Origin of the sequence: Ligilactobacillus equi DSM 15833 = JCM 10991, assembly GCF_001435735.1 — a bacterium.
Classification (GTDB): domain Bacteria; phylum Bacillota; class Bacilli; order Lactobacillales; family Lactobacillaceae; genus Ligilactobacillus; species Ligilactobacillus equi.
Map to the genome: position 1 here is coordinate 1 of NZ_AZFH01000011.1, position 12,757 is coordinate 12,757.

Annotated in this window: 13 protein-coding genes; 9 read left to right on the forward strand and 4 right to left on the reverse strand. The window is 38.7% G+C overall.

Going from position 1 to position 12,757, the window contains the following annotated elements:
- Positions 1-195 precede the first annotated feature (195 nt).
- The gene (locus FC36_RS01885) at positions 196-789 is read left to right on the forward strand and encodes a hypothetical protein (RefSeq protein ID WP_235805793.1); all 594 of its coding nucleotides are present in this window, start codon (positions 196-198) and stop codon (positions 787-789) included.
- Positions 790-1,114: 325 nt separating this feature from the next.
- On the opposite strand, the gene aroD is transcribed toward FC36_RS01885, so the two are convergent.
- The 4 genes from aroD to FC36_RS01905 all read right to left on the reverse strand — a co-directional run bounded on the left by aroD (position 1,115) and on the right by FC36_RS01905 (position 5,522).
- Complete coding sequence (aroD, locus tag FC36_RS01890) at positions 1,115-1,870, reverse strand: type I 3-dehydroquinate dehydratase (protein WP_025020477.1); 756 nt, start codon at positions 1,868-1,870, stop codon at positions 1,115-1,117.
- 1 nt (position 1,871) lies between these two features.
- Positions 1,872-2,750: a shikimate dehydrogenase gene (locus tag FC36_RS01895; protein WP_023859934.1), complete on the reverse strand. Its 879-nt coding sequence runs from the start codon at positions 2,748-2,750 to the stop codon at positions 1,872-1,874.
- A gap of 57 nt (positions 2,751-2,807) precedes the next feature.
- The gene (locus FC36_RS01900; RefSeq protein WP_025020479.1) at positions 2,808-4,502 is read right to left on the reverse strand and encodes an FAD-dependent oxidoreductase; all 1,695 of its coding nucleotides are present in this window, start codon (positions 4,500-4,502) and stop codon (positions 2,808-2,810) included.
- A gap of 129 nt (positions 4,503-4,631) precedes the next feature.
- Complete coding sequence (locus FC36_RS01905; protein WP_025020480.1) at positions 4,632-5,522, reverse strand: LysR family transcriptional regulator; 891 nt, start codon at positions 5,520-5,522, stop codon at positions 4,632-4,634.
- A 162-nt stretch (positions 5,523-5,684) separates the two neighbouring features.
- Between FC36_RS01905 and FC36_RS01910 the strand changes: the two genes are divergently transcribed.
- The 8 genes from FC36_RS01910 (at position 5,685) to FC36_RS01945 (ending at position 12,755) form a co-directional block, all read left to right on the forward strand.
- Positions 5,685-6,524, forward strand: a complete 840-nt coding sequence (locus tag FC36_RS01910) for a sugar phosphate isomerase/epimerase family protein (RefSeq protein ID WP_023859937.1) — start codon at positions 5,685-5,687, stop codon at positions 6,522-6,524.
- 15 nt (positions 6,525-6,539) lie between these two features.
- On the forward strand, positions 6,540-7,367 hold the full coding sequence (locus FC36_RS01915; protein ID WP_025020481.1) for an SDR family NAD(P)-dependent oxidoreductase: 828 nt from the start codon (positions 6,540-6,542) through the stop codon (positions 7,365-7,367).
- 77 nt (positions 7,368-7,444) lie between these two features.
- Complete coding sequence (locus FC36_RS01920; RefSeq protein WP_025020482.1) at positions 7,445-8,638, forward strand: MFS transporter; 1,194 nt, start codon at positions 7,445-7,447, stop codon at positions 8,636-8,638.
- Positions 8,639-8,817: 179 nt separating this feature from the next.
- Entirely contained in the window at positions 8,818-9,732 is a 915-nt protein-coding gene (locus FC36_RS01925; protein WP_025020483.1) for an alpha/beta hydrolase, read from the forward strand.
- Between the two features lie 17 nt (positions 9,733-9,749).
- Positions 9,750-10,835 (forward strand): SLC13 family permease, encoded by a 1,086-nt coding sequence (locus tag FC36_RS01930; protein ID WP_202813090.1) that lies wholly within the window; start codon positions 9,750-9,752, stop codon positions 10,833-10,835.
- The gene (locus tag FC36_RS12340) at positions 10,832-11,023 is read left to right on the forward strand and encodes a hypothetical protein (protein ID WP_202813091.1); all 192 of its coding nucleotides are present in this window, start codon (positions 10,832-10,834) and stop codon (positions 11,021-11,023) included. Before FC36_RS01930 ends, FC36_RS12340 begins: the two co-directional genes overlap by 4 nt.
- Before the next feature lie 53 nt (positions 11,024-11,076).
- Positions 11,077-11,907, forward strand: coding sequence for a DUF5067 domain-containing protein (locus FC36_RS01935; RefSeq protein WP_025020484.1), 831 nt, complete (start codon positions 11,077-11,079; stop codon positions 11,905-11,907).
- A gap of 425 nt (positions 11,908-12,332) precedes the next feature.
- The gene (locus FC36_RS01945; protein ID WP_025020486.1) at positions 12,333-12,755 is read left to right on the forward strand and encodes an OsmC family protein; all 423 of its coding nucleotides are present in this window, start codon (positions 12,333-12,335) and stop codon (positions 12,753-12,755) included.
- Positions 12,756-12,757: the final 2 nt, after the last annotated feature.

Genomic DNA, 12,757 nt, shown 5'->3' on the forward strand with positions numbered 1-12,757 from the left:
TTGAACTTAATGATAGCTTGAAAATACAAGCAGTCAAGGAACATTCATCCGTTTCAAAGATATTATCTAAATTGGCTAAAGAATATTTAGAAAAAACAAAATAGCTCTTACGAGCTATCGAGTGGAGCGTAAATCTCCCCACTAAAGTAGGGGGATTTACGCTCCTTTTTCATTAAAGCTGATAATATTAGCGTAGTGGTTTCACAAAATTTCCAACAAAACGGTTTCTCTAATTTACCTAAAGCTATTTTAAACGCCTTTACCTACGCTGGGTTCCAATGTGTAACTTTACCAACCATTATCGCTTGTGGAAAAGTTTTTCAGGGACAAAAGAATTACGGTGAAAAGAAATCTATGTGGGTTTCTTTCGTAATGAACACCGTTGCTTTAGGAATGGCTGTTATCATGTTGATGAGTTACCAAGGTATTTACTCCAAGAGTGAAGCAGGCTTAACTTTACCGACTTTGACTTCTTTAGCATCTATGCACATGGATTGGATGATGATTGTCTACGGTATTACTTTAGTGTTATGTTTAATCTCGACCGGGGTTACGACAACGTTTGTCTTTGTGAGTCGTTTTGAAAATTCCAAGGTCGTGGCTAAAATTCAAAATCCTGTTCGTCGTCGCATAACAATTTCTGCCTTTATTATTATTTTATCCATGACCATTGCGTTAGCAGGTTTGACCAATATTATCAAATTCGGTTATGGTTACTGTGGTTATTTAGCCATTGCGATTGTAGTTATTCCATTTTTAACTATTGGAGTTTACAAGAACCGAAAATAAATTTGACCTAAAAAGGTAACAAAATAAGACCATAACTTCAAAAATGAGTTGTGGTCTTATTTTTAGTTAAAAAGGTCGCAACAATTAGCGCTAAACTTGGTTTGAAGGGAATATATCTTACCAAACCTTAGTTTCAAAATCGAGTAACTGAACATTTTTGGGGGTGACGAAACTCAAAAGTCAAGCTATTAACCGCATACCAAAAATGAGTAAACAAGTATAATATCCAAGACCTAAACGACCTTCTACCAATGCTCACTTGGACTAATTAACCGAGTAGCTAGCAAAAAAGCTGAAACTCTCAATTCGGAATTTCAGCTTTCTTCTAATTAAGTTTTAAATCTGCCATGTCGTGACGTAAATCTTCGAGGCTGATTTGACCTGGTGCCGAAGTCTTACCTACAGCGCCAAAGGTGAGGGCGGAACCAAAGACTTGCCCGGCAACCCGGCTTACTTTACCTAAGTCACCCATTGACATAGTAATAACAGGGATATCAAGATCTTCTTGTGCTCTATTAGTAGCGGTGAGTAAAGTTAGTACATCAGTGACGTTGTTTGGCATAGCTGCTAATTTCGCCACATCAGAGCCAAGTTCCGCCATTTCTTTAAGACGGCTAAAGATATCTGTTTCAGAAGGCGTTTTGTCGAAATCATGGTTTGACATAATGGTTTTTAGACCATTACGGTGCGCCAAGTCTAAAACTTGCTTAATTTCCTGGCGATCATGTTCGAGTTCGACGTCTAAGAGGTCTGCCATCTTGCCTTTTGCAATTACTTGGCAAAGTTGGAAATATTGGTCATCAGCTAAAGTTAGGTTTCCACCTTCACCTTTTGTCCGGAAAGTCATAAGAAGGGCAATATCACCTAAAACTTCACGAATAGCCGTAGCTGTTTGACCTAATTTATCGTAGTCAGTTACATCTTGATAGAAATCAATCCGCCATTCGACAACATCAGGCTTTAAAGCAGCGACAGTTCGGGCTTGTTTGACAAGTGCTTCACGGTCTGTATCCACCAAAGGAACGGCAATTTTAGGAATACCTTGGCCAAGAGTAATATTACGAACTTGAACTGTTTTCATATTATTCACCATCTTTAAAGAGTAATTCACGAATGTAATCAACCGGCATATCTTCACCAGTCCATAACTTGAAGGCTTCGGCACCTTGTTCAAGCATCATACCTAAACCATTGAAGACATGTTCAACACCCGCTTCTTTAGCCACTTTCATTAGCTTAGTTTCCCGTGGTGCATAAACAGTATCATAAACAATCATATCCTTGTGGAACCATGAGGGATCATTAACCAATGACATGTCTTCAAGTGGTTTCATACCGACCCCGGTTGCATCACAATAAATATCACAATCAGCAATCGCTTGCTTAAAGTCTTCTTGATCTTCTAAGCGATGAAGGGTAGCCTTGCAATCCGTCTTTTCATTGATAATCTCAACATTCTTCTTAGCTTGTTCCCATTGAGGGTCATTTTCACGGTTGAAAATGGCAATTTCAGCCACACCATCTAAAGCAGCTTGAATGGCAATTGGAGTACCGGCACCACCAGCACCTGCTAAAGTCATCTTCTTGCCGATAATGTTAAGTCCTTCATCTTCAAGTGATTTCATGAAACCAGTTCCGTCAGTTGTGTAACCAGTTAAGACGCCGTTGTCGTTGACGATGGTGTTAACTGCACCAGTCATTTCTGAAGCAGGAGATAATTTGTCTAAATAAGGCAAAATCTTTTGCTTATTAGGCATGGAAACGTTAGAACCGCGCATGTCTAATGTCCGAATAGCATCCACAGCTTTTTCCAATTTTTCGTTGTCAATTTCAAAAGCTAAGTAAGCATAGTTTAGGCCTAACTTAGCGAATGCGTGGTTATGCATTGTAGGTGACATTGAGTGGCGAATGGGGTATGCCATCAAACCAATAAGTAATGTGTGTCCGTCAATTCTTTCCATGATAAATTCCTCCTAGAAATTTGATTATTTTAATTTAATAATTAGTTAGCATATTATTTAGGCTTGGCTTGCTTTTGTTCCAGCGACAAAACCAGAGGCAAAGCTCCAAGAGTTCATCATACTTGGCATGGAGTCGTGGCCGTTAGCACCGCCGACAATTTCCCCAGCAGCGTATAAGTTAGCTACTGGTTGATCACTTTCGTCCAAGAGTTGCATATCTTGGTTGGCCATGTAACCACCAAGGGTGGTTGCGAAACGGTCGCGTTGTTCAATCAAATAGTAAGTGTCGCCTTCAAAACTGTGTAAAAATTCTGGAGCACGTCCAAATTCTTCATCCTTATTATTGGCAACGTAACCTTCATAATCAGCAACAGTTTTTTCTAAGCCAGCAACATCGATACCCGCTTTTTGGGCAACTTCTTGTAAGCTACCTTCAACTAAAACAGGGCGCTTCTTGCCATCGTTTGCCAAGTATTCAGCAATTTCAGTCTCAGAGAAGTCGTGTAAGACCAAGAGCTTGTAGAACTCATCCCAAGTCCTTTGATCCATTAGTAAGTAAGCAACTTGACCATCTTGTTTGAGAACTTGATCACGTAACTTAGTGTAAACATCAGATTCGTTAACAATCCGCTTCCCGGCTTGGTTGACATAGATGGAACCCATATCAGTTGCTAATTTAGAAGCATAAGTGGTTAATTTGGCAATTCCAGGTTCAACTTCCAAACCGTGAGGGTAAACCTTGTACCAGTCTAAGTCGTGAGTTTTTAACTTCAACTCCTTAGCATAAGTGTAGGAATCACCCGTTGAAGTTAAGGGACCGTAATAGTTAATTCCATTGCCACGACCTTCATTATAAACTTTAGCCCCATAACCGCCGGCAGCTAAAATAATCTTATCTGCATAAATCTTAGTTTCGGAGTGCTTACCACCACACCATAGACCAGCTAAAGTGCCGTCGCTGTGTTTAAGTAAACCTTCTACCCGACAATCTGTTAAAATTGTGCCACCTTTGGCTTGGAAAGCTTTTGCTACTTTAGTGATAAATTCATAACTACTTGAAGTAGGTAATTCAATTTGACGTTCTACTGAGTGCTCTGGCGTTTGTGTTTGCGCCTTTTGGTAGTTTAAATCGGCAAAATCAGAAATGAAGTCGATAGCTTGGCCGATATTGTCTGCTAATAATTGGGATAATTCTGGGTAATTAGTATTTTTTGATTCATGTGCAATGTCGGCAGCTAAACGCTCTGCGGAATCTGCTTTGGAAGCATCACCAAAGATTTTAGCAGATACTTGCGAGCCAGTACCAACTACGTTTGAACCGTTTAAAATGGTAGCCCCGCCAAGGTAACCATTCTTTTCGACCAGAATAACTTTTTTACCCAAGCTTAAAGCTCGACTAGCAGCAACCAAACCAGCTCCACCAGAACCAACAACTAAAACATCAGTTGTAAATGTCTTTTCTTCTTTTGGCTTAGGAGCCGGAGCAGGAAAATCTATACCATTTTCCTTTAACGTCTTGTCAGCTGAATCTAAGATAGACTTAGTCATATCGCTGGCCCCAGAAATGGCATCAACTTTAAAAGATTGTTCGGTAAGAATATCTTCCTTTAATTGATTGAACACTTGTTTAAAAATAGCAGGCGTTTCAGAGTGTTTGTCGATGGTGACATCTTGAATTTTTTCATTTTGAACATCAACAGTTAGATCAATCTCCCCGTTATGTCCATGAGCTTTAACGGTATACTTACTCATTAGCAAAACCTCCTAATTTTTCATTGGTTTGTTATTTGTTTCACTAAATGTTTACAAGAAAATTGTAACCGCTTTTTATCGATAAATCTAATTGATTATTTTTGACTTTCTAAAGAAAAATTCTATGGATTAACAAATTAAGCATTTTTTCTTAACGTAAGCAATAAAGGACTGAGTTGCTGGACTTTGGTAATGTTCACGTAAAATAGCCATGTACAAGAAACGGTGCCATTGTGGGTAAGCAATGGGAATTTTCTTCAATTCCAAATCGTCAAGGTTATCTAGTTGAGGTACAATCCCAATCCCAAAACCCGCGGCAACTAATCCCGCAACTTCCACGTCTTCAGAAACAGAATAGGAGGATTCAGGATGTTGACCACATAAGTTATAAAGATGATTTAATTCGTTAGCTAGACCGGTATTATTAGCGTAAGTAATATGAGGATAGGCAAAGGTATCTTGCAAATTAATAGACTTTCGATTAGCTAGTGGATGATCTTTAGGAGTGATTAAATAAAGTTTTTGTTCCAAAATTGGATAGTAGATAATATCATCCTGATCATCAACTTTAGAGCAGAAGCAAATATCATATTTTTCTTGTCGTAAGCCTTCTATCATAGCCTGAGAAAAACCTGGGGTGGGGGCAAATTCAAAGTTTATTTCTTGGTCATGAACCTCATCTAAAAATTCTCGTAACAATTTAGGGAGAAAAGATGAACCTAGAGTTCTTAAAGAAGTTATCCTAATGCTATTATTTTCCTGATCTAAATGATGGATTTTTTCAACTGCCTGATTTAAAATTTCCAAGGCTTTATTGCTTTCTTTAACAAAAATTTTGCCACGTTCAGTTAACTTTACATTACGCCCGACTTTTTCGAAAAGAGTGGCATCAATCTGTGTTTCCAAGGTTTTTATAGCATACGATAAAGTTGGTTGGGTAATGTTAAGAATTTCCGCAGCTTGTGTATAGTTTTCGGTTTGTGCTAACACCGCAAGATATTGAAGTTGGACTAAATTCATAAAAAATTCCTTTCTTTCATTGTCAACAAAAACGTTAATCTATAGAAATTTTAAATCTATTACACGAATAAATCAATTAGATTTTTTCTTGAAAACGATTTATATTATACGTGTCAGAAAGATTGATAATAAAATCACAAAATATCCAAGGAGGAATTTCTTATGAGTAAATCACATCCAATTACTGTTAGTTCATGGACACTAGGTGACCAATGTAGTTTCGAAGATCGAGTAAAAGCAGCTGCTAATGCTGGATACGATGGCATCGGTTTACGAGCAGAAACTTACGTTGACGCTTTAAACGAAGGTTTAAGCGATCAAGATATTCTTGATATTTTGGCTAAGTACAACGTGAAGTGCACTGAAGTTGAATATATCGTTCAATGGTGTGAAGAACCACGCTCTTACGAACAAAAATATAAGGAACAAGCTTGTTTTCACATGTGTGATTTGTTTGGGGTAGAACACATTAACACTGGTTTAATGGAAGATTACTCCGTAGAGTACACTGCTAAGAAATTGCAAGAATTAGCTGCTCGGGCAGGTAAGTACATTATCGCCTTAGAACCAATGCCATACAGCGGAATGAACAACCTTAAGAAAACTTGGGACATTGTGCAAACTGCAAACTGCGACAACGTACGTATGTTGCTTGATACTTGGCACTGGTTTAGAGCTGGGCAACCATATGATTTGTTAACTAAAGAACAAGCTAAGTTAGTTATTTCAATCCAATTAGATGACGCCTACCAACGTCCGTACGCCCAATCTATCTTACGTGATGAATCAATGCATGATCGCTTGGCACCCGGAACAGGGGATGCTGACACCGTAGCCTTTGTGAAGATGATTAAGGATGCTGGAGTTGATCCTAAGGTAATTGGGGTTGAAGTGATTTCAGACCAATATATGGCTAAAGGTATCGACTGGGTGGCTAAATACACTTATGACAACACCGTTAAGGTTCTAGAAGAAGCTTGGCCAGAAATTTTGAAGGATTAAGAGGAGGATAAAAGTATGACTGAATGGTTAGGATTAAAAGATAAAGTTGTCGTTGTTACTGGTGCTGTCGGTGGTATGGGAACTAAGTTTACCGAAGACTTTGCTAGTCAAGGAGCAAATGTAGTTTTAATGGACTTAATTACTGATAAGCTTGAAGCTCGTGCTAAAGAATTGGCTGACAAGTATGGTGTAAAAACTTTAGCTATTACAGCTAATTCAACTAATGAAGATGACATTAATACTGCCGTAGCTAAAGTGGTTGAAACATTTGGTCGTGTTGATGTTTTGGTTAACACGGCTGCTATCTTGCGTTTCTCACCATTAGAAGACTTGTCCGTTGACGAATGGAAGACTGCTGTTAATATTAATTTGAATGGCTACTTCATTACTTCCCAAGCTTTTGGTAAACAAATGATTAAGCAAAAGAAGGGAACGATGGTTCACATTTCAACTGTGGCTGGTATTTTCCCTGAAACGTACTCTGGTGCTTACTCCACAACTAAGGCCGGGGTCTTGATGATGTCTAAACAAATGGCTGCTGAATGGGGGCAATTTGGGATTCGGAGTAACTGTGTTCTTCCATGTTTGGTTGAAACGCCATTGTCTCATGACTTCTATACCGACCCTGAAGTTGAAAAAGGGCGTTCCCGTTTAGTTGCAAGCAAACGGATTGGTAAGCTTGAAGATATTTCTAATGCTGTTTTATACCTAGCTAGTGATCGTTCAGATTACACTAATGGAGAAGAGTTACGTGTTGATGGTGGGTTAGGTATTATGATGCAAGACATGATTCCTAAGCCAGGTGGTCGCCGTCAATATGCGATTGACCACCACAAGAAATAAACTGTTCTAAAACGGTGTTGAGGCAGGCGTTTGAAAGAAGTTGCCTGCCTCTTTTTTTAAAGACAGAGGTGTTATTTATGAAAAAAACAAACTATGCTGGTGTTGCAACATCGGTTTATATTAACTTCGCCATTGTGGGGATGGCAACAATCTTCATCTCCCAATATAGCACTTATTTCCAAGAAGCATGGCATACTGACGTTAAAGGAATTTCTTTAGTCCTGGCAGCCGTTGGTTTAGGACGGGTGTTCACAATTTTTCCAGCTGGAACAATTTCCGATAAACTAGGTCGAAAGAAAACAATGACTATCGCCATGATGTCTGACATTATCTTCTTATTAGGAGCAGCTTTTGCTCACAATGTGTACATGGCTGCTATCGCTGCTTTATTCTTTGGTTTTACCAATTCATTTGGGGACACATCTTGTTATCCTGCCTTAACAGATGCTTTCCCAACGCGGGCAGCATCTATGAATTCCTTGGTCAAGGCTTTCATGTCCCTAGCACAATTCCTTTTCCCATTTTGGGTATCTACGGTAACCAATGCGACTGTAACCGCCATATGTTTGGCTATTTTCTTGGCTTTAGATATGGTCTTTATGTGGAAAGTACAATTTGCTTCTCAAGATAAAACAGAGCAATTAGCAGAAATTAAGGAAGAAGAAGGGCAAAGAGGAGTTGACGGACCACAACCATCTATGGCTTTAGATGGATCCTTATTGATTGCTATGGGCTTTACCATCTGTTTTACTTTCTATGTATTTTCCCAATATTTACCAAACTTTGGGATTAACGTGTTAAAGGTTAGCCCTGAACAAGCTAAAACATTGGTTTCCTTCTACGCTATGGCTTCAATGATTTCTGTATTTGTAACCGCCATTTTAGTTACTAAAATAAAGCAATTGTTTTTAATCTTAATTTACGGTACGATTGCCGCTTGTGCTTTATTCATGATGATTTTAGCTCCATCATTGACGACCGCTCGGATCGGAAGTGCTTTATTAGGTTTCTTCGCTGCCGGAGGGATTTGGCAAGTTGGTTTAGCAATTTTAACCAGCTACTTCCCAACCGGTAACGGAAAGCTAACTTCCTACTACTCATTTATGGCTTCTGTGACTTACTTCGTTGGTCCTTTGGTATCAAGTTTCGTGATTAGTAATACTGCAGAAAGTGTTTTGGCTGTTTTTTGGATTACGGCAATTATTGCAGCCATAACGATTGTTTTAGCCGCAATCTTACTCTTCCGGCAAAATAAATACAAGTTTGGCTAAAACAACATTTTCAGATCCGACTTAGTCGGGTCTTTTTTTATCGTTTCAATAGAGAGTTTGAATAATTTAAATAATTTATTTAATTAGTAGAAAGCGTTACCACGAGTTAAACTTGATATATAAGTTAAATTAATCACAAGTAAAATAAAAATATATCTATAGAATAGGAGTTGATTTAGATGGTTAAGATGATTACAGATTTCGAAAAATTCGCAGCTAAACTATTAAATAGTGATGGTGAGCACAAACTTAAAGCGACTGGTAAGGAAATGTATGGCTTATACAAACCAGATGTTGTTTATGAAACAATTGATGGTGTAGAAAGAACCTTACAAATGGTAGTACCTGAAACCAAGGAAGACAACCAACAAAAGTATCCTTTACTTCTTTGGGTACAAGGTTCAGCTTGGTTTAAGCAAGATAACTATAAACGGATAACCGTCATGTCACGCTTAGCTCAAGCGGGGTTTGTTACGGGAATTCTACAATATCGTGAATCAAGTATTGCTGAATTTCCAGCCCCTGTGCAAGATACCAAAGCTGGTTTGCGTTATTTGCGAGCTCATGCTGAGGAATTTAAGATAGATACCAATAATGTTTTTATTTTAGGTGATTCAAGTGGTGGTAACACGGCTTTACTTACTGCTTTCACGCAAGACGATGGCCGTTTAGATTCAGATTTATACCGTGATTACTCAGCACAGGTAAACGCCGTCGTCGCCTTTAATCCAGTGATTAATATCTGTATTCCTGAAGATTTTCCAACTACACCAAATGCAGGACAACCTGATTCACCTGAAGGGCAAGAAATTGGTCATCTAAATACTTTGGAAAATCCAGAAATTTCCGCCAAGGTTAACGTTGATACTTACGTCACTGCCGATGCACAATTGCCACCAACTCTTGTAATGCATGGTACAGCTGATACGACTGTCTCTTGTCGTCAAAGCATCCTACTTTACCAAAAAATGCTCCAAATGGACAAAGAAATTGAGTTTTATTTAATTGAAGGGGCTGAACACGGGGATGTAGCCTATTATACCGATGAAAATCTCGCTCGAGTCTTAGAATTTATTAAAAAGCACATCAAATAGTAAAGGAGAAGATGCTCATGACATTACTAATGGCAATTCTACTGATTATCATCGTAGTTATCACCGTTGTGACCGATAAAGTGTTTAATTTTGTGTTACTAACGGTACCAATTATCTTTGCCTTTATTTTAGGCGACAATATCTTTAAAGTCTCAACTTATGTCGTTACACAGTTCGCATCCCTGATGCAGTCAACTGGTTTTATGCTCTTATTTGCCTTTTTGTATTTTACTATGTTGACCAAAACGGGGATGTTTAATACCATCGTTAATTTCATCACTTCCAAAGTTAAGATGAATGCCGTGGTTTTAATGATTTTGACCACTTTAATTGGGGGCTTTTCAATTTTGACTGGGAACTTTACTCCCGCTTATCTGATTACCTTCCCAATTTTGTTACCTCTATACAAGAAGTTCAATGTTGATCGCGGCGACGCCTTTATGATTGCCCAAACCGCGATGTCTGCCATGTGCTTTATTCCTTGGGGCATTGGGATGGCTTACACAGCATCTTCTGCCGGCTTAAATGCCACCCACTTGTCCAAAGAAGGAATGTGGTGGGGATTATGTTTTATTCCTGTCATCGTCTTACAATTAATTTACTTTGCCATGCGCCATAAGAAAATTAACGGGACTTTTGGGGCAGTTAATCACGAAGAAACAGCCCAAGAAAAGCAAGAAGAAGCCGAATTTGAACGGCCAAAGATGCTTTGGATTAACCTTGTGATTTTCGTGATTGTGATGATTGCCTTGGGAATCTTCCAGATTGCTCCTTACCTGGTCTTTATCTTTGCGACTGTGGTAACCGCCATGCTCAATTACCCTAAAGACTACAGCAAGATTTTTGCAGAAGTTGGTCCTATGTATGTCAACATTTTGATTATGTTACTGGCAATCAATGTTTACCAAGCAATCTTTAATAATACAGGGATGGTCAAGGCTTTATCCGATGCCTTGATTCAATATACACCACACTTCTTATTGCACTACCTAAGCATTATTATGTTGCTGTTGTGTACGATATTCCCTTCCAAATTTTTAACGCTTTGTACCCAATTTTCATCACCATTGGGGCAAGTTTTGGGATTCCAGCGGTTGCGATGATTGCACCATTTATCTGCAACCTTTCCTTAGCAACTTCTGTCACTCCAACCAACTCCTCGACTTACATCGGGGCCGGGCTCTTAGATTTGGATGTTCCTTCCTACACCAAGCGTGCCGTCCCAATCATGACGGTCACAAACGCCTTAGTCATCCTGGTCGCCGCCGTCACCGGAGTTTTGCACATTTAATAATTTGATGAATTGCGTGTGATATAATGAAAAGTAAGGGGGACATAGATATTATGAAAAAAGTAATTTTATTAGGTATGTCTGCTTTAACAGCTTTATCATTATCGGCTTGTCAAAGTAGAAAGCAAAATTCAAGTAACTCGAGCTCGGCTCAAGTTTCATCGATTTCAGAAAAGAAGAATAAAAAGTGGAGTTATAAACACGGTAAGATTATTACCAATGATCAAACTTTCAAGCAAACCAAATCTCAACTGGCTAGTTCCGCTGACGGTAAGGAATTTTTGATTTTATCTTATGATGTAACGAATACATCCAAAAAAGATCAAGTATCAACAGTACTTAAATCGATTGTGGAACCATCCCAAAACGGGAAAAAACTCCAAAGTGTTGAAAGTGATTTTCCAGAAAATGATGCTTTAAAAACGCAGGTTAAAAATCTAGAAAAGAAGCTACAACCCAGTGAAACAACGACAGTGTCTTTAATTTATAAATTGATCGACCAAAGTGAAGTGACTCTGAAGTATAAGGGAGAAATGTATCAAAAAATCGGCAGTTCTAAACTTGATGTAACTGATTTATCCCAAATGGAAGTCCAAGCTTCTTCTTCAGCTCAGTCAGGCTACGACCAACCATCTACTGCTAGTCAAGCTTCTACTACGACGGATACAAGTAGTGTAGAGGATGATGGTGACACATATGTTGATGAAGATGACGGGGAAAGTTACGAGGACGATAGTTCGGCCTCTCTTAATTCAATATTAGAGCAATGGCACCGTGAAGAGCAAAGAGCTAATGAGTATCAACAAGATGAGAATGGTCAATGGTATCATGAAATTAACGGTAGTGCATATCCAGTGGATGCTCCACCAGCAGATTGGCCTTGATAGTAAAAGTCGGCAGAAATGTCGGCTTTTTGTTTATCAGCTATATTTTCGCAACAGGCTTCTTTTGCTATAATGGAGAAAAAGGGGGATGAATCTAATGTTATACACTTTAACTCAATTGGTCGTCTGTATCTTGTGTGTTGCCTCAACGGTTTACAGCTATAAAAATCGGGCCAAAGCCTTTAAAGTTGATGTGAAAAATGCTAGACGCAATATTATCATCAGTGCCATCGTCTTCATCTTAATGATTCTCGCAATTATAGCGCACTCATTAATACTCCAAATTTGTGTAGCACTTGCCTTAATCTGTGAATATCTACATGGAAGACTCCTTTACAAAAAAATTAAGTGAGTTTGATGGTTTTACTAACAAAAAATAAGTATCTGTGTTATACTTAGTAATAATTTATTCGGGAGGTAAGATTATGTCAAAATATGTTGTTTCTTCAAGTTTACGTAACATCGGTTATCAGGTTGGAACCCAAGCAGGCGTGCACCGCTTTTTAATTGATGAACCTGTCAATTTACGAGGAACAGATGCCGGTCCTAACCCGGTCCAATACCTTTTAGGGGCGGTCAACGGCTGTTTAGCGATTACAGCAGAATCTGTAGCTAAAAGACAAAAGCTCACCTTAGACAAATTTGATGTGCGTTCAGTCGGCAATATTGCCCGCTTTGAAGACGGCTCTTCAGCGGTTGACCACATTAAGGTCACTATCACTTTTAAAGCTGATATTGAAGGGCAAGCTAAAGAAGATTTCTTGGCTGAAACTCTAAAAAAATGTACCGTTCACAAGACCTTAGCACCAGGGGTCAAATTTGAATTCGACTTTATTCAAGAAGATTAACA